General features: G+C 75.0%; 19 protein-coding genes. 11 read left to right on the forward strand and 8 right to left on the reverse strand.

Translation table 11 applies throughout. From position 1 onward, the window contains the following. The first annotated feature begins 60 nt into the window (after nucleotides 1–60). Nucleotides 61–1,026: a M23 family metallopeptidase gene (locus tag A2CP1_RS17815; protein WP_015934653.1), complete on the forward strand. Its 966-nt coding sequence runs from the start codon at nucleotides 61–63 to the stop codon at nucleotides 1,024–1,026. A gap of 4 nt (nucleotides 1,027–1,030) precedes the next feature. On the opposite strand, the gene A2CP1_RS17820 is transcribed toward A2CP1_RS17815, so the two are convergent. Beyond that, the gene (locus A2CP1_RS17820; RefSeq protein WP_012527454.1) at nucleotides 1,031–1,828 is read right to left on the reverse strand and encodes an inositol monophosphatase family protein; all 798 of its coding nucleotides are present in this window, start codon (nucleotides 1,826–1,828) and stop codon (nucleotides 1,031–1,033) included. Nucleotides 1,829–1,932: 104 nt separating this feature from the next. On the opposite strand from A2CP1_RS17820, the gene A2CP1_RS17825 reads away from it, so the two are divergent. Continuing rightward, nucleotides 1,933–2,232: a hypothetical protein gene (locus A2CP1_RS17825; RefSeq protein ID WP_015934654.1), complete on the forward strand. Its 300-nt coding sequence runs from the start codon at nucleotides 1,933–1,935 to the stop codon at nucleotides 2,230–2,232. A gap of 16 nt (nucleotides 2,233–2,248) precedes the next feature. After that, nucleotides 2,249–4,033 (forward strand): histone deacetylase family protein, encoded by a 1,785-nt coding sequence (locus A2CP1_RS17830; RefSeq protein ID WP_015934655.1) that lies wholly within the window; start codon nucleotides 2,249–2,251, stop codon nucleotides 4,031–4,033. On the opposite strand, the gene A2CP1_RS17835 is transcribed toward A2CP1_RS17830, so the two are convergent. Further along, a complete protein-coding gene (locus A2CP1_RS17835) occupies nucleotides 4,002–4,550 on the reverse strand; it encodes a TlpA disulfide reductase family protein (protein WP_015934656.1) in 549 nt (182 codons plus the stop codon). The two genes, A2CP1_RS17830 and A2CP1_RS17835, sit on opposite strands and share 32 nt — an antisense overlap. A 255-nt stretch (nucleotides 4,551–4,805) precedes the next feature. Between A2CP1_RS17835 and A2CP1_RS17840 the strand changes: the two genes are divergently transcribed. Then, on the forward strand, nucleotides 4,806–6,140 hold the full coding sequence (locus tag A2CP1_RS17840; protein WP_015934657.1) for a hypothetical protein: 1,335 nt from the start codon (nucleotides 4,806–4,808) through the stop codon (nucleotides 6,138–6,140). Beyond that, the gene (locus A2CP1_RS17845; protein ID WP_015934658.1) at nucleotides 6,140–7,174 is read left to right on the forward strand and encodes a cytochrome c3 family protein; all 1,035 of its coding nucleotides are present in this window, start codon (nucleotides 6,140–6,142) and stop codon (nucleotides 7,172–7,174) included. Before A2CP1_RS17840 ends, A2CP1_RS17845 begins: the two co-directional genes overlap by 1 nt. A gap of 237 nt (nucleotides 7,175–7,411) precedes the next feature. On the opposite strand, the gene A2CP1_RS17850 is transcribed toward A2CP1_RS17845, so the two are convergent. The 3 genes from A2CP1_RS17850 to A2CP1_RS17860 all read right to left on the reverse strand — a co-directional run bounded on the left by A2CP1_RS17850 (nucleotide 7,412) and on the right by A2CP1_RS17860 (nucleotide 11,044). Continuing rightward, a complete protein-coding gene (locus A2CP1_RS17850; protein WP_015934659.1) occupies nucleotides 7,412–8,836 on the reverse strand; it encodes a UDP-N-acetylmuramate--L-alanine ligase in 1,425 nt (474 codons plus the stop codon). Between the two features lie 61 nt (nucleotides 8,837–8,897). Beyond that, entirely contained in the window at nucleotides 8,898–10,082 is a 1,185-nt protein-coding gene (locus A2CP1_RS17855; protein WP_015934660.1) for a serine hydrolase domain-containing protein, read from the reverse strand. Continuing rightward, nucleotides 10,079–11,044, reverse strand: coding sequence for a S66 peptidase family protein (locus A2CP1_RS17860; RefSeq protein WP_015934661.1), 966 nt, complete (start codon nucleotides 11,042–11,044; stop codon nucleotides 10,079–10,081). Before A2CP1_RS17860 ends, A2CP1_RS17855 begins: the two co-directional genes overlap by 4 nt. Before the next feature lie 342 nt (nucleotides 11,045–11,386). Between A2CP1_RS17860 and acs the strand changes: the two genes are divergently transcribed. The 5 genes from acs (at nucleotide 11,387) to A2CP1_RS17885 (ending at nucleotide 16,579) form a co-directional block, all read left to right on the forward strand. Further along, nucleotides 11,387–13,285 carry an acetate--CoA ligase gene (acs, locus tag A2CP1_RS17865; RefSeq protein ID WP_015934662.1) on the forward strand — a complete coding sequence of 633 codons (1,899 nt, stop codon included), beginning with the start codon at nucleotides 11,387–11,389 and terminating at the stop codon, nucleotides 13,283–13,285. Nucleotides 13,286–13,362: 77 nt separating this feature from the next. After that, nucleotides 13,363–14,601, forward strand: a complete 1,239-nt coding sequence (locus A2CP1_RS17870; protein WP_015934663.1) for an AI-2E family transporter — start codon at nucleotides 13,363–13,365, stop codon at nucleotides 14,599–14,601. Next, nucleotides 14,598–15,308 (forward strand): FKBP-type peptidyl-prolyl cis-trans isomerase, encoded by a 711-nt coding sequence (locus A2CP1_RS17875; protein ID WP_012527465.1) that lies wholly within the window; start codon nucleotides 14,598–14,600, stop codon nucleotides 15,306–15,308. The genes A2CP1_RS17870 and A2CP1_RS17875 overlap by 4 nt, the downstream gene beginning before the upstream one ends. A gap of 92 nt (nucleotides 15,309–15,400) precedes the next feature. Beyond that, a complete protein-coding gene (gene yfcF / locus A2CP1_RS17880; protein ID WP_015934664.1) occupies nucleotides 15,401–16,042 on the forward strand; it encodes a glutathione transferase in 642 nt (213 codons plus the stop codon). Between the two features lie 75 nt (nucleotides 16,043–16,117). Further along, complete coding sequence (locus A2CP1_RS17885) at nucleotides 16,118–16,579, forward strand: pyridoxamine 5'-phosphate oxidase family protein (protein ID WP_012527467.1); 462 nt, start codon at nucleotides 16,118–16,120, stop codon at nucleotides 16,577–16,579. 19 nt (nucleotides 16,580–16,598) lie between these two features. Here the strand turns inward: A2CP1_RS17885 and A2CP1_RS17890 are convergent, their stop codons facing one another. Further along, the gene (locus A2CP1_RS17890) at nucleotides 16,599–17,681 is read right to left on the reverse strand and encodes a methyl-accepting chemotaxis protein (RefSeq protein WP_012527468.1); all 1,083 of its coding nucleotides are present in this window, start codon (nucleotides 17,679–17,681) and stop codon (nucleotides 16,599–16,601) included. A gap of 78 nt (nucleotides 17,682–17,759) precedes the next feature. Then, entirely contained in the window at nucleotides 17,760–18,536 is a 777-nt protein-coding gene (locus A2CP1_RS17895; RefSeq protein WP_012527469.1) for a methyl-accepting chemotaxis protein, read from the reverse strand. Nucleotides 18,537–18,719: 183 nt separating this feature from the next. On the opposite strand from A2CP1_RS17895, the gene A2CP1_RS17900 reads away from it, so the two are divergent. Further along, the gene (locus A2CP1_RS17900) at nucleotides 18,720–20,180 is read left to right on the forward strand and encodes a putative Na+/H+ antiporter (RefSeq protein WP_015934665.1); all 1,461 of its coding nucleotides are present in this window, start codon (nucleotides 18,720–18,722) and stop codon (nucleotides 20,178–20,180) included. Between the two features lie 63 nt (nucleotides 20,181–20,243). Here the strand turns inward: A2CP1_RS17900 and A2CP1_RS17905 are convergent, their stop codons facing one another. Next, entirely contained in the window at nucleotides 20,244–21,032 is a 789-nt protein-coding gene (locus A2CP1_RS17905) for a DUF481 domain-containing protein (RefSeq protein ID WP_015934666.1), read from the reverse strand. Nucleotides 21,033–21,176 lie beyond the last annotated feature (144 nt).

Raw genomic sequence — 21,176 nt, forward strand, 5'->3', positions numbered from 1 at the left:
GGCGCACGGCGCGCCGCCCGGGCGGTGGCGTCGCGGGCGGCCCGGGGGTATCACCGTCGCGTGCCGCTCGCCCCGCTCCTCGCCCTGCTCGCCGCCGCCGCCCCGTCCCTGACCCTCGCGCCCGAGGCGGCGCGCCCCGGCGACGCGGTGCTGGTGCGGGTCGCGGGCACCGGGCGGGAGGCGCCGCGCGGCACGCTGGGCGGACGCCCGCTCACGTTCTGGCGCGCCGGCGCGGAGTGGCGCGCGCTGGCGGCGCTCCCCATCGAGACGCCGGCCGGCGAGCTCCCCGCGGAGGCCGAGGCCGGCGGCGCCGCGCTGCGGGCCACGCTGCGGATCGTCGAGCCCAGATTCGCGTCGCGCGCGCTCACGCTCGCGCCGAAGTACGTGGAGCCGCCCGAGGCGGTGAAGGCCCGCATCGCGGCCGACCGCAAGGCGTTCGCGGACGCCTACGCGCGCCCGTTCGAGCCGCCCGCGTTCGCGCGGCCGTTCGCGCTGCCCCGTCGCGCGCCCACCTCGGGCCGCTACGGCGACCAGCGGGTGCTGAACGGCGAGAAGCCGAGCGTGCACTACGGGCTCGACCTGACCGGCCCGCGCGGCGCGCCGGTGGCGGCCGCGAATGCCGGGCGGGTGGTGCTGGTGCGCGACGCCTACCTGTCCGGCCGGAGCGTGGTGCTGTGGCACGGGGCGGGCATCTACACGCTCTACTTCCACCTCGACCGCGTGGACGTGCGCGCCGGCCAGGTGGTGCGGCGCGGTCAGCGCATCGGGCGGCTCGGCTCGACCGGCCGCTCCACCGGCCCGCACCTGCACTGGAGCGTGCGGGTGGACGGGCTGCTCGTGGATCCGGAGTCGCTGGTCGCCATCGACTTCGCGCGGGGCGTCGCGCCCGCCCGCGCGCCGGCGCCCGCACCCGCGGTCGCCTCCCCGGCCGCCGTCCCGACCCCGACGCCGGCCCCGGCCGCCGTCGCCGCGCCGGCGACCCCGATCGCGCCCGCCGCCGCCGGCACGCCCGCCGCGCAGCCCTGACCCGCTAGCCCTCGCGCCGGATGACCTCCAGCATCGGCGCGTGGAGCGCCGGCGCCGCGGCCAGGATGTCGCCGGTCTCCAGCATCCGGTCGCCGCCGTCGAGGTCGGTGACCAGGGCCCCCGCCTCGCGCGCGATCAGGATCCCCGGCGCGACGTCCCACGGCTTCAGCCGCTCCTCCCAGAACCCGTCGAAGCGCCCGGCCGCGACGTAGGCGAGGTCGAGCGCCGCGCTCCCGAGGCGCCGCACGCCGCGCGCGCGGCGCACGAACGCGCCGAACAGCCGGAGCGGCCGCTCGTGGCGCCGGTGCACGTCGTAGGGGAAGCCGGTGACGAGCAGCGCCTGCACCAGCTCCCCGCGGGCGGACGCCCTCAGGGGCGCGCCGTTCAGGTGCGCCCCGCCGCCTCGGGCCGCCGTGAACAGCTCGTCGCGGAGCGGGTCGTAGGTCGCCCCGGCGGCGATCCCGGCCCCGTCGAGCGCGGCCACGTTCACCGCGAACTGGGGCAGCCCGTGCGCGTAGTTGGTCGTCCCGTCGAGCGGGTCCACCACGAAGCGGAGCCCGCCGCCCTCGCCACCCCGGCCGCCGCTCGCGCCCGACTCCTCCGCCAGGATCCCGGCGCCGGGGAAGCGGCCGCGCAGGAAGCCCAGCACCGCCGCCTCGCTCGCCCGGTCCGCGTCGGTGACGAGGTCGATCTCGCCCTTCAGCTCCACCGAGCGCGCCTGGCCCCACCGCTCCCGCAGCACCGCCCCGCCCCGCCGCGCCGCCTCGGCGCAGGCCTCCCGCAGCTCCGTCGCCTCGCTCATCCGCTCCGGCTCCTTTCCGCCCGCGGAGGATAGCCCGCCGCAGCCCTCGCCGCAGCGGCCACGCGGACGGAGCGCCCGACCCCCGCGCTTGGTAGAATGCCCGGATGCTCAAGGCGCTCGCCGTGCTCCGGACCATCTTCCTCCTCGGCCTGGTGGTGTACGTGGTCGCCTGGGCGATGCCCTGGTCCACCTACGTCGCCGATCCGATCGAGGTCCAGTACCGCCACTGCTCCGCCAGCCTCAGCCGGATGAGCGGCGCCGTCTGGATCGCCGTCGCCTGGATCGCGTTCGAGACCGTCGTCGGCTGGATGATGTCGGCCTGGTCCGGCCGCCGGAAGGGCGCCGCCCGCGTGCCCCCGCCGGCGAGCGGCGAGCCGCCGTTCGCGCCGCCGCCGCGCGGGTGAGCCCGGGCGCCGCGTGATGCGCCCGCGCGCACTCCTCTACCGGCTCCGCTCCTGGTTCTACCGCCGGGACGTGACGCTCTGGTACGACCCGCGCTACCGCCTGCCGCTCTCCGGCCTCGAGTCCGGCGCCGGCATGGAGCCGCGCCGCGCCGACTTCGTGGCCTGGTGGCTCGCCGACTCCGGCGCCGTGCCGCGCTCCCGGCGCCGCACGCCGCGGCGGATCTCGTTCGAGGACCTGGCGCGCGTGCACGACGCGGAGCTGCTCGAGTCGCTGGGCCACCCCGACACGCTGGCGCGGGTGTTCGCGGTGGACCCGTCCGACGTCCCGGTGGACGAGGTCATGACCACCGTCCGGCTGGCCTGCGGCGGCACCCTGGGCGCGGCCCGCGAGACGCTCCGCACGCGCGCCCCCGCCATCAACCTCCTGGGCGGCTTCCACCACGCGTTCCCCGGCGCCGCGGGCGGCTTCTGCCCGGTCAACGACGTCGCCGTCGCGATCGCCGCGGTGCGCGCGGAGGGGTTCTCGGGGCGCGTGGCGGTCCTCGATCTCGACGCGCACCCGCCCGACGGCATCGCCGCCTGCCTGGCGCAGGATCCCGATCACTGGATCGGCTCCATCTCCGGGTCGGACTGGGGGCCGCTCGAGGGCGTGGACGAGACGGTGCTCCCGCCGGGCAGCGGCGACGACCCCTACCTCGAGGCGCTCGGCGCGCTGCTCTCGCGGATGCCGCGGCCGCAGCTCGCGTTCGTGCTGGCCGGGGGCGACGTGCTGGCCGGCGATCGCTTCGGCCAGCTCGGGCTGTCGCTCGACGGCGCGCGCGAGCGCGACCTGCTCGTCGCCGCCGAGCTGGACTTCGTGCCCACCGTGTGGCTCTCGGCGGGCGGCTACTCGCGGCGATCCTGGCGCGCGCTGGCCGGCACGGGCATGGCGGTCGCGGCCGGCTCGCTCGCGCCCATCCCCGACGAGTACGACCCGCTCTCCGCCCGCTTCGAGATGGTCTCGCAGAAGCTCCTGCCCGGCGATCTCGGCGACACCGGCGACATCACCGCCGAGGATCTCGAGGAGGCGCTCGGCATGCGGCCGCGGCGCCAGCGGCTGCTGCTCGGCTTCTACACCGCCTCCGGCATCGAGCACGCGCTGTTCCGCTACGGCGTGCTGGAGCAGCTCGAGCGCATGGGCTACCGGCAGTTCCGGGTCGGGTTCGACTCCGCCGGGCTGGGCGATCGGGTGCGGCTCCACGGCGAGGCGGAGGGGCAGGAGCACCTGCTCGTCGAGCTGATCCTGGAACGGCGACACGTGCTCGGGGTCGAGGTGCTGTTCGTGCACTGGCTCTCGCTGCGCAACCCGCGGGCGCAGTTCAGCGACCGCCGCCCGCGCCTCCCGGGGCAGGAGGTGCCGGGGCTCGGCCTGGCGCACGAGGCCGGGTCGATGCTGGCGCGCATGGCCATCCGCCTCGGGCTGGGCGGCGTCGCGTTCCGGCCGGCGCACTTCCACACCGCCTACGCCGCCCGCCACGCGTTCGCGTTCATCGACCCGGAGCGGCAGGGGCGCTTCGAGGCGCTGGTGCGGGACCTCGCGACGGTGCCGCTCCTCGAGGCGACGCGCGCGGTCTCCGAAGGCCGGGTGCTCCTCGACGGGCGCCCCTACGCGTGGGAGGCGGACGAGATGGCGTACTGGCTGCGCGAGTCGCCGTCCGAGCCGGGGGAGGCGGAGCGCGAGCGCGAGCGGGTCCGCTTCACGCTGCTGCCGGAGGCGCCCCCGCCGGCGGTCAGGGCGCCGGCTCCGCCAGGAGCAGCCTGACCTCCTCCTCCAGCTTCTCTCCCTCGGCGCGGTCGTAGCCACGGTGGACGTGGCGCACCAGCCCGCGACGGTCGATCACGAGCGTCGTGGGCAGCCGCTGCACGTCGAGCCGGTCGCCGAGGGCGGCCCCGCCCGGATCCCAGAGGATCTCGAACGCGACCGGGGCGGGCGCGAGGAAGGCCTCCACCGCGGCCCGGTCCTCGTCGAACGCCACGCCGGTGACCCGAAGGCCGTCCTCGCCGTGCTCCCGCGCCAGCCGGTCGAGGTGCGGGAGCTGTTCCTTGCAGGGCTCGCACCAGCTCGCCCAGAAGTCCACCACCTGCACCCGTCCGCGCGCCGCCGCGCCGCCCACCTGGACGTCCCGGCCGGCGAGATCCGGCGCCGAGAACGACACCTCGGTGCCCAGCAGGCGCGACGGGCCCGGCGGCGGGCGCGGGGTCGGGCGCTGCGGGGTGCGCGGGGCGGCGCAGGCGGCGACGAGCGCGAGCAGGGCGGCGGCGAGCGGGGGGCGGCGCATCCCCCGATTGTAAGCGCGACGATCAGGGCCCGCCCGGAACGCCGCGCGGGCCGTGAACGCGCCCTTGCGCTCCGCGTGGTTCACGCAAGGTGACCGGCCGCCCCGGCCCCCGGTCCCAGGTGGGATCGTGCCTCCCGCTTACGCGTGATCTAGCGCAAGATTGCGCTCGCCTGCCTGTGCGATCTTCCGCGCCGACCCGGGCGGCGGACACCGCGCCGCCGGGTGAATCTTGACCCGCCGTCGAGTGAGATCCTGATGCGCACTCCGAGACACATCGTCGCCGCCGTGGCGCTGCTCGCAGCCACCGGCGCCGGCGCCGACACGGTCGAGGTCACCTCGACCACCCTCGTCTCCGCCGGCCAGCAGGCCCGCGACCGGCGCCTGGGCGAGGCGCCCGACCTCGTCACCGTGGTCCCCGCCTACGAGATCGTCAACATCACGGCGCGGGACATCCGCACGTCCATCGCCGACGACCTGCAGCTCCAGCTCTCGGGCTGGGGCTCCTACGACTTCGACAGCCTGCGCTGGGACAACGGCACCAGCGAGTCGCTCACCGGCGACCTGATGAGCGCGCAGGTGCAGGCGAAGTTCCTCGACCGGCGCCTCACGCTGCGGCTGGGCCGCGAGCACGTCATGAGCGGCGTCGCGCGCATGATCCAGATCGACGGCGGCGAGGCCATCCTGGTGCTGCCCGGCGGCTTCCGGCTCTCCGGGTACGTCGGCTCGCCGGTGGCGCAGCGGTTCGCGTCGCGCTCCGGCGTGAAGAGCTGGAACCCGGCCGGCGGCGACTTCGCCTACGGCGGCCGGGTCGGCTGGTCGCTGGCGATCCCCGGCCACGCCGGGCGCGGCCTGGACGTGGGCGCGTCGGCGAACGTGGTCGAGGACGCGGGCGACCCCGTCCGCCAGGAGGTGGGCGCGGACTTCCGGCTGCAGCCGCTGCAGACCGTGTCCTTCACCGGCTTCGGCGCGTTCAGCGTCTACGACGAGCGCTTCAGCGAGGCGAGCGTGGCGGCGCGCTGGAAGCCGGTGCACCGGCTGGAGGTGAGCGCCGACTGGCGGTTCCTGGCGCCGGACCTGTTCCTGGCGCGGAACTCGATCCTCTCGGTGTTCTCGGCCTCCACGCGCAAGGAGTACGGCGTGGGCCTCGACTACGAGCTCGGGCGCGGCCTCTCGGTGGGCGCCGACTACCACCTCTCGGTGGAGCCGGGGGAGACCACCGAGGACGACAGCTACCTCGGGCACGACCTGGTGATGCGCGCCGACTGGACCCGCGGCGCCACCGACGCCGGCGCCGAGGTCACCTACCTCGACGCGCTCGAGAACGGCTACTGGGCGGGGCGGCTCTACGGCAAGCAGGGCTTCGGCAAGGTGTTCGCCGCCGCCGACGTGATGAGCTACTTCTTCAAGGAGGACGTGAACGGCGAGTCCTTCGCCGTCACCGGCTCCCTCAGCGGCGGCATCGAGCTGGCCCGCGGCTTCAGCGCGGTGCTGTCGGGCCGCGCCGGCGTCACCCCGTACATGGAGCAGACCTACGACGTCATGGCGAAGCTCGTCTACAACCAGACCTACACGGTGCGGGAGGTGCGGTGATGAACCGGATCGTCCCGGTGATCGCGGCCGCGCTGCTGGCGGCCTGCGGCGCGAAGAGCAGCAAGACGGTGACCGCGGCGGCGGCGGAGCAGCCGGCCGTCGAGTTCACGCACGAGGCGCACATCATGGCCGAGGTGGCCTGCCTCGACTGCCACTCCGGCATCGACAAGGCCACGCGGCTCGAGCCCAAGCGCCACGTCAGCGTGAGCTGCTCGGACTGCCACGACGACGCGCGCGGCCAGGTGAAGGTGCCTGAGCGGGTGAAGCAGGTGCGGTTCACGTTCTCGCACCAGGACCACCTGGCGAAGGTGAAGGACTGCAAGACCTGCCACCAGGCGCTGCCCGAGCCCGGCGACAAGGAGATCAAGGCGCCGCCCATGGCCGCCTGCACCTCCTGCCACAACCACCAGATGGACTTCGCGCAGGCGAAGTGCACGCCCTGCCACACCGACCTGAAGGGCTTCGTGCCAGAGTCGGCCTTCGCGCACACGGGCGACTGGCTCCGGACGCACGGCAACTCCTCGCGGACCAGCGCGCAGACCTGCGCTGCCTGCCACGACCAGACCTACTGCGCGACGTGCCACGCGTCGCAGACCACGCCGGCCCTTCCCTCCTCGATCTTCCCGGAGGAGGTGAAGCGCGACTTCATCCACCGCGGCGACTACGTGTCGCGCCACATGATCGAGGCGGGCGCGAACCCGGCCAGCTGCCGCCGCTGCCACGGCAGCCCGTTCTGTGACTCCTGCCACACGCAGCAGAACCTGACCATGAAGTCGCTCACGCCGTTCCCGGTGCACCCGGCCGGCTGGGCCAGCGACAAGGCCAGCGGCCACTTCCACGGCGACGCGGCCCGGCGCGACATCACCTCGTGCGCCGGCTGCCACGACAACGGCGCCTCCGCGGTGTGCGTCGCCTGCCACCAGGTGGGCGGCCTCGCGACGAAGAGCCCGCACCCGAAGTCCTTCGCGCGCAAGCACGACGCCGGCGACCGCCGGTCGAACGCGATGTGCGCGGCCTGCCACCACGGGGCGTAGCCCGCGGCGCAGGACGAGACTCGAAGGGCCCGGTCGCGCGAGCGGCCGGGCCCTTTTCTTCTCGCGGGGGCTGCGCCCCCGCCCCGCCCAGCGAAGCTCGTCGGGGCCCCACCCCTGCTCGCCGGGTCCCTTGCGCCGCCGCGAGCGGCTTCGCCGCAAGCGCGGCGTCGCCCCGGCGGGCTCGCTGCGCTCGCTTTCTCGCGGGCCGCGAGCGGGGGGGGCGCCGCTCAGCGCCGCTCAGCGCCCGACGCGCGCGAGCAGCTTGCCCCAGATTCCGCCGAAGGCGCCGTTCGACATGGCGACCGCTACGTCGCCGGGGCGCGCGTCGGCCGCGATGGCCTCGACCAGGGGATCCACCGCGTCGAACACGCGCGCGGGCAGCCCGTGCGCCGCGAGCGCGCGCACCACCGCGTCCACGTCCAGCCGCTCCGCCTCCGGGACGCGGTCGGTCGGGGCCGGGCGCAGGATGAACACCTCGGCCGCGCCGGACCAGGTGGCCGGATCGGAGTAGTCGGCCTGGTGCAGGTTGCGGCGGCTGGTGTTGGAGCGCGGCTCGAACGCGGCCAGCATGCGGGCGCCGGGGAAGCTCCCCCGCACCGCCGCCAGCGTCTTCTTCACCGCGCGCGGGTGGTGCGCGAAGTCGTCGATCACCGTCACCCCGCCCGCCGTGCCGCGCACCTCCTGCCGGCGGCGCACGCCGTGGAACGCGCCCAGCCCGGCGGCGATCTCGGCGGGGGAGAGCCCGAGCGCGGTGGCCGCGGCGGCGACCCCGAGCGCGTTCTCCACGTTGTGCGCCCCGCCCACCGGCAGGTGGACCTCGGCGAGCGGCGCGCCCCGGCGCACCAGCGTGAAGCGGGCGCCGTCGGGCCCGAGCGACAGGCCGCGCGCCTCCCAGTCGGCGCCGGCGACGTCGACGCCGTAGGTCTCGATCCGGCACCGCGCCCGGGCGGAGATGCGGCGCACGCTCTCGTACGCGGCGCAGGTGGCCAGGAAGCCGTCCGGCGGGAGCAGGTCGGCGAACCGCTCGAACGCCGACTCGTAGTGCGCCTCGTCCCGGTAGATGTCGGCGTGGTCCAGCTCGCAGCTCGTGAAGATCGCGGTGCGCGGGCGGTAGTGGAGGAACTTCGGCCCCTTGTCGAAGTAGGCGGTGTCGTACTCGTCGCCTTCGACGACGAAGTGCGGACCGCTCCCCAGGCGGAAGTTGGAGTCGAAGTCGCGGGTCACGCCGCCGACCAGGAAGGACGGATCGCGGCCGGCGTGGTGCAGCACGAAGCCCATCATCGCGGAGGTGGTGGTCTTGCCGTGCGTGCCCACCACCACCACGCCGTGGCGGGGCCCGATGAACAGCTCGCCCAGCGCCGCCGGGAAGGACACGTGCGGCAGGCCCCGCTCGCGCACCGCCGCCGCCTCCGCGTTCACCGACCGCACCACGTTTCCCACCACCACCAGGTCGGGCCGGGCGCGGTCGAGGTTCGCGGCCGCGTACGGCGTCATCGCCTCGATGCCCCAGCGCTCGAGCTGGGTGGACATGGGCGGGTAGACGTTCTCGTCCGAGCCGGTGACCTGGTAGCCGGCGGCCTTCAGCATGCCCGCGAACGAGCCCATGCCGGTGCCCGCCACGCCGATGAGGTGGATGCGCTTCACGCTCTTCCAGTCGATCACGTTCGCTCCGGTGCCGCTCCGGCCGCGCGCGCGGGCGCGGGGCGGCGGCGAGATGCACGGCCTACCCGATCCCCAGCGCCTCCGCCACCGCGTCGTGGAAGCGCTGCCGGAAGGCGCGGATCCGCGGCCGGTCGCTCTGGCCGGAGGGGTGGACGTGGTTGGTGAGCAGCGCGCACACCAGGCGGGCGTCGCGGTCGATCCAGAGCGACGTCCCGGTGAACCCGAGGTGGCCGAGCGCGCCGCGCGGCCCTCTCCCGAGCCGGCCGCCCAGCGACGAGGCGCCGCGGCTGGGCGTGTCCCAGCCCAGGGCGCGCTCGCTGCCGGGGGTCGGATCGCGCTCGGCGAACGCGGCGGCGGCGCGCGCCGGCACCACCGAGGGGCGGCCCTCCAGCGCGTCCAGCCAGGCCTGGCCGAGCGCCGCCACCTCGGGCGCGGTGGAGAACACGCCCGCGTGCCCGGCGGCGCCGCCCATGGCCCAGGCGTTGTCGTCGTTCACCTCGCCCTGCAGCGCCGCCGCGCCGCGCCGCGGGCACGCACCGGTCGGGACGAAGGCGCGGCCGGCCGACCGGACGGCCGCGGCGGCCGGATCGACGCCGTCGAGGAAGAACGTGGCGCCGAGCCCGAGCGGCCGGAACACCCGGCGTTCGGCGAGCGCGGCGAGCGGCGCGCCCCCGAGCGCCTCGACGAGCAGCCCGAGCGCGATGAACCCGGGGTCGCAGTAGACGGCGCGCGCGCCGGGCGCGGCCTCGAGCGGCTCCGCCAGCACCGCCTCGCGCACGAGCGCGCGCCCGCGCGCGAACGGGCCGGTCAGCGCGGCCGGCGGGGGGCGGCGCCCCGGGGGCAGGAACGCGGCGCCGGCCACGGGATCCGCGGCGACGCGCTCGAAGTACGGCCGCCAGCGCGGCAGGCCGCTCGCGTGCGCGAGCAGGTGGCGCGCGGTGACCCCGGCCTTCCCGCCGGCCTCGAACCCCGGGAGCCGGGCGGCCACGGGCGCGTCGAGGTCGAGCGCGCCCTCCTCCACGAGCTGCGCGGCGAGCGTGGCGGTCGCGATCACCTTGGTGAGGGAGGCCACGTCGAACAGGTCGTCGCGCCGCAGCGCGCGCGGGGCCGGGCCGGACAGCTCGCCGTGCCAGCTCGCGTGGACCAGCCGCCCGTCGCGGAGCACCGCCGCAGAGAGCGCCGGGGCGACGCGCTCGCGCGCGCCCGCGTCCAGCACGGCCGCGACCGGCGGGAGCGCGGCGCTCACCGGGCGGCGCCCTCGCCTTCGCGGGCCCACCAGCCGTCGAACAGCAGCCGCGGCGCGCCCTCCTCGCCGGGCCCGGGCGCGACCAGCGTCGCCCGGGCGCCGAGCGGGACCGAGAAGTTCGCGTCCTCGTGTCCCACCGGGAAGCCCTCCGCCACCGGCACCCCGAGGCCCGCGACCCGCTCCCGGACCACGTCGGCGCCGCGCACCCCCGCGGCGTCACATTCCGTGAAATGACCCAGCGCCACCCCCGCCACCCCGTCCAGCGCGCCGGCCAGCCGGAGCTGCGTCAGGTAGCGATCGAGGCGGTACGGCTTCTCCCCCACGTCCTCGAGCAGGAGCAGCGCGCCGTCCAGCCGCGGCGCGAACGGCGTGCCGCACAGGTGCGCCAGCAGGGTCAGCGAGCCGCCGAGCAGCGGCCCCGCCGCGCGGCCCGCCCTCACCGTGGCCGTCCCGGGCAGCCCGGCCCCCGCCGCGGGCGGCGCCCACGGATCCGGGCGCGGCGCGCCTCCCAGCAGCAGGGCCTCGAGCTGCGCGACCGCGGCCTCCGGCGCCCGGCCGAGCTGCGTCAGCACCGGGCCGTGGACGGTGGCGAGGCCGGCGCGGTTGAGCGCGGCGTGCAGCGCGCACACGTCGGAGAAGCCCACCAGCACCTTGGGCCGCTCGAGCAGGGGCGCCGGGTCCACCTCGGGGAGCAGCCGGCTCGCCCCGAACCCGCCGCGCGCGCAGAAGATCGCCCGTGCGTCCGGGTCCGCGACCGCCTCGCGCCACTCCTCCAGCCGCCGGGCGTCGTCGCCGGCGAGGTAGCGCGCCCGCGCCCCCAGGTCGGCGCGCATGCGCGGCTCGAGCCCGAGCCGGTCGCGGAGGACGGCCACGCCGCGGGCGAGCAGCTCCGGCTCGAAGGGGCTCGACGGCGCGATGACGCGGACGGGGTCGCCGCGGCGCAGCAGCGGGGGGAGGCGCACGGCGCGGAGGATAACCGCGCGGCCGGTGGGGGTCGAGGCGGCGTCCCCGCCAAGGCGGGAGGCGCTCGCCGGCTGCGGCCCCCGTGTCACCGTCCGTGCAATCGAGCGGGCCTCCTCGCGGCGTGGGACCCACCGGGGGACACGCTGCCGGAGCGCCCTGGAAGCATGATTCTTCGTTCGGCCACCGGTGCCCGGCGCCGGGGCCTGCGACGAAAACCCGCGGGGCTCGCCTGTCCGTCTGCTAATGTCGAGGGTCCGACTCGATCTCCGAAGCCCCCACGCCGCGCCGGGTCCCCCTCCCGGCGCGCGACGTCCGGCCCGACCGGCGAAAAGGAGCCCGTGATGAGCTCGAAGAAGACGCAGCTGGAAGGTGAGGTCTTCTACCCCTCCGCCGAGGTGGCCACGCAGGCGCGCGTGCCGGACTGGGCCGCGCTGGCGAAGCGCGCCGACGAGGACCTGGAGGGCTTCTGGGCCGCGGAGGCCGAGGAGCTCGAGTGGTACCGGAAGTGGGACAAGGTCCTCGACGCCTCCGAGAAGCCGTTCTACCGCTGGTTCAAGGGCGCGCAGACCAACATCGTCCACAACTGCCTGGACCGCCACCAGCGCACCTGGCGCAAGAACAAGCTCTCGCTGGTGTGGGTGGGCGAGAAGGGCGAGGTCCGGACGTACTCGTATTTCGCGCTGAACCGCGACGTGTCCAAGTTCGCGAACGTCCTGAAGGCCATGGGCGTGAAGAAGGGCGACCGCGTCACCATCTACATGCCCCGCATCCCCGAGATCGTGATCGCCATGCTGGCGGCCGCGAAGATCGGCGCCATCCACTCGGTGGTGTACGGCGGGTTCTCGGTGGACGCGCTGCAGGGCCGCATCGAGGACTCGGAGTCGAAGGTCGTGATCACCGCCGACGGCGGGTTCATGAACGGGAAGATCGTCGAGCTGAAGAAGACGGTGGACGACGCCGTCCGCCGCTGCCCGACGGTGGAGACCGTGATCGTGGTCCAGCGCACCGCGCACGAGGTCCGCATGGAGGCGGGCCGCGACTACTGGTACCACGAACTGATGAAGCTCCCCCTCGCCGCGGGCGTCTGCCCGACCGAGGTGATGGACTCCACCGACCCGCTCTACATCCTCTACACCTCCGGCACCACCGGGAAGCCGAAGGGGCTCATCCACGGGCACGGCGGCTACCAGGTCGGCATCTACTCCACGCTCAAGTACGTCTTCGACATCAAGGACGAGGACCGCTACTGGTGCGCGGCGGATCCGGGCTGGGTCACCGGCCACAGCTACATCGTGTACGGGCCGCTGCTCATGGGCGCGACCACGTTCATGTACGAGGGCGCGCCGACCTACCCGTACCCGAACCGCTGGTGGTCGCTGGTCGAGAAGTACGGCATCACCATCCTCTACACCGCGCCCACCGCCATCCGCGGCCTGATGCGCTTCGGCGAGTCGTGGCCGAACCGCCACGACCTCTCCACGCTCCGGCTGCTCGGCTCGGTGGGCGAGCCCATCAACCCCGAGGCGTGGAAGTGGTACCACCGCGTCATCGGCAAGGGCCGCTGCCCGGTGATGGACACGTGGTGGCAGACCGAGACCGGCATGTTCATGATCACGCCGGTCCCGACGCTCCCGCTGAAGCCCGGCTCGGCGGCGAAGCCGTTCTTCGGCCAGCAGGTCTCGATCCTCGACGACAACGGCAAGGCGGTCCCCGACGGCGAGGAGGGGTTCCTGGTGCTGGAGCGGCCCTGGCCGGCGATGGCCATGACCGTCTACAAGGACCCTGAACGGTTCGTGAAGACCTACTGGGAGAAGTACCCGGGCCGCTACATGGCCGGGGACGCCGCCAAGCGCGACGCCGACGGCTACTACTGGGTCATCGGCCGCACCGACGACGTCATCAAGGTCTCCGGCTACCGCCTCGGCACCGCCGAGATCGAGAGCGCCCTGGTGTCGCACCCGGCCATCGCCGAGGCGGCGGTGATCGGGCTGCCGCACGAGGTGAAGGGGCAGGCCATCCACTGCTACTGCCTGCTGCGCCAGGGCTTCAAGCCGAGCCCCGAGCTGGAGGACGAGGTGAAGCAGCACGTGGCGCAGCACCTCGGGCCCATCGTGCGGCCGGAGAAGGTGACGTTCGTGGACTCGCTGCCCAAGACGCGCTCCGGCAAGATCATGCGGCGCGTGCTCAAGGCGCGCGCCCAGGGGCTCCCCGAGGGCGACGTCTCCACGCTGGAGGAGTGATCGCCTCCTCCCCGCCCGCTCCCCACGCGAAAAGGGAACGGGCGGGGCGGCGCGCTTTCGGCGATACTCGCCGCCCGATGCAGACCGACCTGCCCCTCTGGAGGCGACCGCGCACCCGCCTCTACGCGCTCACCGCGCTGCTGTGGGTGATGATGCTGGGGGTGGTGGCGCTGGCGTGGCCGGTGCTGCTCCCGTTCACGCTGGCCGGGCTCGCCGCCTACGTCATCGACCCGGTCATCGCCGGGATCGCGCGCCAGCGCGTGGCCGGGCGGCCGGTCCCGCGCGTGGCGGCGGTGCTGGTCGTGTACGCGGTGCTGGGCACGCTCGTCTGGATCGCCGCGGTCTCGATCCTCCCGGCGGTCTACCGCGAGGCGATCCGCGCCCTGCTCGAGCTCCGGGACTTCCTCGCCTCGATCACGCCGGAGCGGGTGCAGGAGTGGACGCGCGCCATCGACGCGTTCCTGCAGCGCTACGGGATCCCGCTCGACGTCACGCCCTCGACCGGCGGGCTCGACACGCCCGGCGGGCGGTTCTCGGTCGACCTCGCCGCGGGGATGGCGAGCGCGCTGCACGACCTGACGCTCGCGCTGCGGGGCCGCGTCAGCGACGTGGTGGCGTTCTCGCGCGCCATCCTGGCCGGCACGATCCAGACGCTGTTCTTCGTGGTGCTGCTGTTCATGCTGACCGCGTTCATCTCGATGGACGCACCCCGCATCCTGCGCTGGTTCGAGACGGTGGTCCCCTCGCACTGGCGCGCCGACCTGCGCCGGCTCCGCGCCGGGATCGACGCCGGGCTGTCCGGCGTGGTGCGCGGGCAGCTCACCATCATGGTGGTGAACGGCATCCTCACGCTCATCGGCCTGCTGGTGCTGAAGGTGCCGTTCGCCTTCGCGCTCGGCTTCCTCGCCTTCGTCCTCTACATCGTGCCCATCTTCGGCACGATCCTCTCCTCCGTCCCCATCGTGCTCCTGGCGCTCACCGGCGGCGGGCCGACCAAGGCGCTGCTCGCGCTCGGCTGGATCACGGTGGTCCACGCGCTCGAGGCGTACGTCCTCAACCCGAAGATCATGGGCGACGCGGCCCGGATCCACCCGGTGCTCATCGTGCTGGCGCTGGTGGTGGGCGAGCGCAGCTTCGGGATCGTGGGCGCGCTGCTGGCGGTGCCGGTGGCGAGCGTGGTGGTCGCGGTCTTCCGCTTCCTGCACCGGAAGCAGGTCGAGCTGGACGAGCGCGCCGCCGTCCCGGTCGTCCAGAGCGTCTCCGCAGCGCCGGGACCGGCCCCGTCAACGCCGGACCAGAAAGGGAGCCCCACATGAAGCCGATCCGCATCGCCCTCCTCGCCGCCCTGGTGCTGGCCACCGCGGCGCGCGCCGAGGACAAGAAGCCGGCCGCGCCCGCGGCCAAGCCGGCCCCGGCCGCGAAGGCGCCGGCCGACACCGACCGCGCGCTGTACTCGGTCGGCCTGGCGGTGGCCAAGAGCCTGGACGTGTTCTCGCTGCAGCCGGGCGAGCTCGAGAAGGTGATCCAGGGCATCCGCGACGGCGCCGCCGGCAAGCCGAAGTTCCAGCTCGACGAGAAGTCGCAGCAGCAGGTGAACGAGCTGGCGCGCTCGCGCATGTCGGTCACCGCCGAGCGCGAGAAGACCAAGGGCGCCGGCTACCTCGACAAGATGGCGAAGGAGAAGGGCGCCATCAAGACCGCGTCCGGCGCGGTCGTGATCCCGGAGAAGCAGGGCACCGGCGCCACCCCCACCGCCACCGACAAGGTGAAGGTGCACTACGAGGGCAAGCTGGTGGACGGGACGGTGTTCGACTCCTCCCGCAAGCGCAACGAGCCGGCCGAGTTCCCGCTGAACGGCGTCATCAAGTGCTGGACCGAGGCGCTGCAGAAGATGAAGGTCGGCGGCAAGGCCAAGGTGGTCTGCCCGGCCGCCATCGCCTACGGCGAGCAGGGCCGCCCGCCGGTCATCCCCGGCAACGCCGTCCTGACGTTCGACGTCGAGCTGCTCGACATCGTGAAGTAGCGTCCTCGCGGCGCCGCCCGTCCCCTCGCGGGCGGGCGGCGGCCGCGCAGGCGGGCTTGCGACCCGGCCCGGCGGCGCATAGACAGCGCGGCATGACCGACGACCTCGTCCTGTACGGCAACAAGGGCTGGACCAGCCCCTACGTCTTCTCCGCGTTCGTCACGCTGAAGGAGAAGGGGCTCCCCTTCCGCATGGAGGTGCTCGACCTGCAGGCGGGGCAGCACCGCCGGCCCGAGTACACCGAGCCCTCCTCCACCGGGCGCGTCCCGGCGCTCCGCCACGGCGACTTCTGGGTGGCGGAGTCCTCCGCCATCGACGAGTACCTGGAGGAGGTCTTCCCTCCGCCCGCCCATGCGCGGCTCTACCCCGCCGACCCGCGGCAGCGCGCCCGCGTCCGCATGGTGCAGGCGTTCGTGCGCAGCGACGTGCTCGAGGTGAGGATGGAGCGCTCCACCGCGACGCTGTTCGAGGGCGCGGCGGCGAAGCCGCTCACGCCCGCCGGCCGGGTGGCGGCCGAGCGCCTCGTGGCGGTGGCCGGCCGGTTCCTGGCGCCCGGCGCGGAGCACGTGGCCGGCGAGTTCACCATCGCGGACGCGGACCTCGCGCTGCTGCTGCAGCGGCTGGTCCACAACGGCGACCCCTGTCCGGAGCGGCTCGCGGTCTACGCGCAGCGGGTGTTCCAGCGCCCGTCCGTGCGCGAGTGGCTGAAGCAGACCGCCTGGCGCGACCGGTAGCGGGGGCCCCCGGCCCCGGCTTCGCCCTCCCCGCCGCCCGCCCGCCGTGGCACCATGGGCGGCGGGAGGGCCTCCATGTCCGACGATCCCCGCGCCACCGCCACCCTGCTCGCCCGCTTCCGCACCGCCCTGCTCGCCACCCGTGGCGAGGACGGGCACCTGCGCTGCCGGCCCATGGCCATGCGCCACGAGGTGCGCGGCGAGGAGATCTGGTTCGCCACCGCGCCGGACTCGACCAAGTGCCGCGACCTCGAGCACGACCCGCGCTGCGCGCTCGTCTTCTTCGACCCGCAGGACGGCACCACGGTCACGGTGTCGGGCGCCGGCGAGGTGATCCGCGACCGCAAGCTCATGACCGAGCTGTGGGATCCCTCGTGGACGCGCTGGTTCCCGGCCGGCCCGGACCCGCGCGAGGTGGCGCTGCTGCGCGTGATCCCGGAGCACGTCGAGCGGCACGACGGCACGACCGGACGGCTGCAGGTGCTGTTCACCGCGCCGCCGCGCAAGCGCGCGCCCGCCCGCGGCAAGGGCGGCTAGCGGCGTCGGCCGCGCGCGGCTACGCCTCGACGGCCCGCTTCAGCCCGGAGGCGAGGTCGTTGAGCGCCTTGGCCTCGGTCGCCACGGCGTGCGTGGTGCTCATGGTCTCCTGGGTGGCCAGGTAGATCTCGTTCATCGCCTTCAGCACCTGGTCGATCCCGTGGTCCTGCTGCTGGGCGACCGCCGCGATCTCCTGCGCGGCCTGCGACGAGTCGCGCAGCGCCGAGGCGAGGCGCCGGATGGTGTCCCCGGTGCCGCTCGCCACCTGCGCCCCCTGCTCGGCGCGCCGGATCCCCACCTCGGCGGCGGTCATGGCGGCCAGCATCGCCTTGTGCACCTCGGCCAGGATGGCGCGCACCTGGCCCGACGCGCGCTTCGCGTCCTCGGCGTGCTGCCGCATCTCGCCGGCGACCTCGCGGAACCCGTCGGCGCCCGCGCCGGCCCGCTGCGCCACCTGCCCGGCCTGGTCGGCGAGCCGCTGCGAGCGCTCGGCCACGAACCCGACCACCGACGAGATCTCGAACACGTCGCGCATGCGCCCGTTCAGCGCCTCGATGCGCTGCGAGAGCCCGCGCACCTCGTCCGCCAGCTTCGCCAGCTCGCCGATGCCCGTCTCCACCGCCTGCAGCCCGTCGGAGGAGGCGCGCTCGCCCTGGCGCGCCAGGCCGATCACCGTCTCGGCGGTGAGCGCCGCGCGGGTGGCGGTCTGGCCGAGCTGGCCCATGGTGGCGGTCGTCTCCCGCACCGAGGCGGCGGTCTCGGCCGTCATGGACGAGAACGACGAGACGGTCGAGAGCAGCGACTGCGCGGCGGTGAACAGCTCGGAGGCGGTCTTCAGGAAGCCGTCGCGGCGCACCGACTCGATCGCGACGAGCTGGTCCTGTCGCTGGCCGGCGAAGCTCGCGAGCACGCCCAGGAAGAACGGCGCGGTGAAGATGATCCAGAGCAACGGGGTGCCGCCGATGGCGCGGACCATCCCGGCGGCGCTGAGCCCGTACTCGGGCCGGCTGGCCGCCTCGACCACCGTGCCGGCGACGGGGAACAGGACGCCGAACAGCGCGCCCCACAGGGCATAGGTGGTGGCGTGGCTGCGGGTGCGCATCGGCGGAATCCCTCCCGGATCCGCGCGATTGTGCACCAGCCGGGAGGCGCCCGCCAGATTGCCGCGCCGCCCGGCGGCCTAGCCGCGGGTGGCGGCCCGCAGCGACGCGGCCAGCGCCTCCAGCTCGCGCGCCTCGCGCGCCACGTGCTGCGTGGACGTCACGGTCTCGTCCGTCGCGAGCGCGATCTGGTTCATGGCCTTGAGGGCCAGCTCGATGCCGCCCTCCTGCTGCTGCGCCACCCGCGCGATCTCCCGGGCCGCGCGCGCCGACTCGTGCAGCGTGGCGGAGAGCCCGCGCACCTCCTCGACGAGCCCGCGCAGCTCGACGCCCGGCGCCTCCGCCTGCCGCAGCCCCTCCTCGCCGGCGCGCTCCGAGCGCAGCGCCAGGCCGATCACGGCCTCGGCGGTGAGCGCCGCCGAGGAGGCGGTCTGCGAGAGCTGGTTGATGGCGGTGGTGGTGGCGCGGACCGACGCCGCGGTCTCGGTGGTGGTGCGCGTGATGTCCCGGACGTCGGCCAGCAGCGCCTGCGCGGCGTGGGCCAGCTCCGACGCGGTCCGCTCGAAGCTCTCGCGGCGCCCCTGCTCGAGCCGCACGATCTCGCGGCTCCGGAGCACCAGCTCGTCGCTCTGCCGGACCAGCTCCTCGTGCTGGCGGACGATCACCCGTCCGAGGCCGCCGAGCACGAACGGGGTGGTGTCCATGATCCACAGGAGCGGCTGCCCGAGGTGCGCCCGCAGCAGCGCCCCCGGCGCCAGGCTCCCCAGGTGCGTCAGCGCCTCGATCACCGTGGCGACCAGCGGCAGGCCCACGCCCGCCAGCGCACCGTACCAGTCGTACCGGAACTTCCGCTCCATCCGCTCCACCTCGCCTCCACCTCGCCGCCGCGGGACGCGGGGATTCTGCCCCCGCGGCGGCCCGGCCGCCACCACCGCGGTGCGCGCGCCGCGGCGGGGGTGCGGCGGCCGATCCCGGGCGCGGCGCGGCGCCCTGGGTGGTAGGCTCCGCTCCTCGCGACCCCGTCCGGAGGAGCACTCGACGTGAACCTGCCCGCCGTCCTCGCCGCGCTCGCGGCCACCGCCACCCCGCCGGCCGGGGCCCCCTTCCCGCCGCCGCTGGACAGCTACACGGGCGAGGCGGGGCTGTCGCTGTGGGGGGTGCTCCTCCACCGCGCGCAGGCCGAGCCGCTCAACGCGGTCGCGACGGCGCTGTTCCTGCTCGCCATCGTCCACACGTTCCTCGCCCCGCGGTTCCTCGCCGCCTCGCACCGGCTGCGCGAGCGGGTGGAGGCGGCCCAGGGTCCCGGCGCGCACAGCGGCAAGGTGGAGGTGCTCCACTTCCTCGGCGAGGTCGAGGCGGTGTTCGGGATCTGGGTGCTGCCGCTCATGATCGCCATCACCGTCGCGAAAGGCTCGAGGACGGCCGAGGCGTTCCTCGGCGGCGTGAACTTCACCGAGCCGCTGTTCGTGGTGGTGGTGATGGCCCTCTCCTCCACCCGGCCGGTGCTGTCGTTCGCCGAGGCGCTGATGGGACGGGTCGCGCAGCTCGGGGGCGGGACCCCGTTCGCGTGGTGGCTCTCGACGCTGACGCTGGGCCCGCTGCTCGGCTCGCTCATCACCGAGCCCGCCGCCATGATCATCTGCGCGCTCCTGCTCGGCCGGCGCGTGCTCGACCTCGATCCCACCCGCTGGCTCCGCTACGCCACGCTGGGCCTGCTGTTCGTGAACGTCTCGGTGGGCGGGACGCTGACGCACTTCGCCGCGCCGCCGGTGCTGATGGTCGCGGGCCGCTTCGGCTGGGACACGCCGCACATGCTCGCGAACTTCGGCTGGAAGGCGGCGGTCGCCATCGCCGTCTCGAACCTGCTCTACGCGGCGGTGTTCCGGAAGGACCTGCAGGCGCTCGCGGGCCGCGCCGAGGCCCAGGCCGCCGCGCGCGACGCGGGGGCGCGGCCGGACGAGCCCGCCCCGCGATCGCCGGCCTGGATCGTGGTGGCGCACCTCCTGCTGCTCGCGCTGGTCGTGAAGGCGGCGCACACGCCGCCGGTGTTCGTGGGGCTGTTCCTGTTCTTCATGGCGTTCCACACCGCCACCGCCCCGCACCAGCAGCCGCTCGACCTGCGCGCGCCCATCCTGGTCGGCTTCTTCCTGGCCGGCCTGGTGGTGCACGGGGCGCTGCAGCAGTGGTGGATCGCGCCGGTGCTGGGGCGCCTCGACCCGCTCTCGCTGCTGTTCGGCGCGGCCGGCCTGACCGCGTTCAACGACAACGCCGCCATCACCTACCTGGCCTCGCTGGTGCCGACGTTCGACGCGGCGGCGCGCTACGCGGTGGTGGCCGGCGCGGTGGCGGGCGGCGGCCTCACCGTGATCGCGAACGCGCCCAACCCCGCCGGCCAGGCCGCGCTGGCGCGCTACTTCCCGGACGGCGTGAAGCCCGCGTCGCTCGCGGCCGCGGCGCTCGCGCCCACCGCCGTCGTGCTGGCCTGCTTTCTGTGGCTCTAGGCGCGGATCGGCGCCGGGCGCGCGCGCCGCGACGCCGAGGGGGTCGCGGATCACGGCCGCCGTTCAGAACCCGACCTCGAGCGTGGCGCCCAGCGCGGTGTCGGTGCGCACCTTGCCCGGCGCCGGCGCCGAGTCGTAGGCCACCTGGTACGACACGCCGAAGCTCACCGCCTCGAACAGGCGGCTGGTGAGCTTCGTGAGCGACCGCACCTGCCAGCGCTCGCCGTCCGTGACGTTCGCGAGCACCTCGGCCTCCTGCACCAGCTTCACCTGCTCGGAGAAGCCGTAGCGGAACGCGAGGCCGGCGCGCGGCGCCACCGCCTCGACGTCGGGCAGGTCGCCCTCGGGCGCGACGTCCGTCGCGTAGTACTGCCAGCGCGCGTCGTAGGTGTAGCGCACGCCGAGGTCGGTGCGGAGGAACAGCTCGCCCCCGGCGTCCGGCTTCCGGTCCAGCCACAGCCAGCCGGCGCCGCCCTCGCCGTACGCCCGGTACTCCAGGCTGGCCACGTGGTCGGTTTCCGCGCCGCCCAGCGCGAAGACGGTGACGTGCTCGGCCACCTTGCGGTCGGCCCGGAGCTGGCCGGTGGCGCCGAGCGCCACGGTCTGCGCCGGCTCGTCGCGGCTGGCCGGGCGCGTCCGCCCGTACACGCCGGTCGCCTTCCCGGCCAGGATCCACCCGCCCGCCTCGCGCTGCGCGCTGGCGGCGCCGTTCATGGTGGTGGTCTCGGCGTTGCCGGTGAGGACGATCACCCCCGCGCCCACCACGCCCGACCACTCCGGCCCCGGCTTCGCCGGCGCGTCCGCGACGGCCAGCGCCGGCGCGAGCAGCGCCGCCCACGGTGTCAGCTTCATGCGTTCCTCCTCGTCGCACCGTGATACCGGGCGGGCGGCGGTCCGGGCAACCGGTCGCAGCGCCGCGGCGCACCGCGAGACCGCGCGGCCGTTCGCGACGCCCGCGCGGCTGGCGCCGAGGGCGCGCACGCGGTACGAAGGCCG

Origin of the sequence: Anaeromyxobacter dehalogenans 2CP-1 (assembly GCF_000022145.1) — a bacterium.
GTDB lineage: Bacteria > Myxococcota > Myxococcia > Myxococcales > Anaeromyxobacteraceae > Anaeromyxobacter > Anaeromyxobacter dehalogenans.

What these genes read in the sequence shown, in the direction of transcription:
- A2CP1_RS17830 (WP_015934655.1), top strand. Translation starts at nt 2,249, where the DNA reads ATGCGCCCGCGCGCACTCCTCTACCGGCTCCGCTCCTGGTTCTACCGC.
- A2CP1_RS17895 (WP_012527469.1), bottom strand. Translation starts at nt 18,536, where the DNA reads ATGGAGCGGAAGTTCCGGTACGACTGGTACGGTGCGCTGGCGGGCGTG.
- A2CP1_RS17820 (WP_012527454.1), bottom strand. Translation starts at nt 1,828, where the DNA reads ATGAGCGAGGCGACGGAGCTGCGGGAGGCCTGCGCCGAGGCGGCGCGG.
- A2CP1_RS17870 (WP_015934663.1), top strand. Translation starts at nt 13,363, where the DNA reads ATGCAGACCGACCTGCCCCTCTGGAGGCGACCGCGCACCCGCCTCTAC.
- A2CP1_RS17885 (WP_012527467.1), top strand. Translation starts at nt 16,118, where the DNA reads ATGTCCGACGATCCCCGCGCCACCGCCACCCTGCTCGCCCGCTTCCGC.
- acs (WP_015934662.1), top strand. Translation starts at nt 11,387, where the DNA reads ATGAGCTCGAAGAAGACGCAGCTGGAAGGTGAGGTCTTCTACCCCTCC.
- A2CP1_RS17825 (WP_015934654.1), top strand. Translation starts at nt 1,933, where the DNA reads ATGCTCAAGGCGCTCGCCGTGCTCCGGACCATCTTCCTCCTCGGCCTG.
- A2CP1_RS17890 (WP_012527468.1), bottom strand. Translation starts at nt 17,681, where the DNA reads ATGCGCACCCGCAGCCACGCCACCACCTATGCCCTGTGGGGCGCGCTG.
- yfcF (WP_015934664.1), top strand. Translation starts at nt 15,401, where the DNA reads ATGACCGACGACCTCGTCCTGTACGGCAACAAGGGCTGGACCAGCCCC.
- A2CP1_RS17840 (WP_015934657.1), top strand. Translation starts at nt 4,806, where the DNA reads ATGCGCACTCCGAGACACATCGTCGCCGCCGTGGCGCTGCTCGCAGCC.
- A2CP1_RS17875 (WP_012527465.1), top strand. Translation starts at nt 14,598, where the DNA reads ATGAAGCCGATCCGCATCGCCCTCCTCGCCGCCCTGGTGCTGGCCACC.
- A2CP1_RS17905 (WP_015934666.1), bottom strand. Translation starts at nt 21,032, where the DNA reads ATGAAGCTGACACCGTGGGCGGCGCTGCTCGCGCCGGCGCTGGCCGTC.
- A2CP1_RS17845 (WP_015934658.1), top strand. Translation starts at nt 6,140, where the DNA reads ATGAACCGGATCGTCCCGGTGATCGCGGCCGCGCTGCTGGCGGCCTGC.
- A2CP1_RS17835 (WP_015934656.1), bottom strand. Translation starts at nt 4,550, where the DNA reads ATGCGCCGCCCCCCGCTCGCCGCCGCCCTGCTCGCGCTCGTCGCCGCC.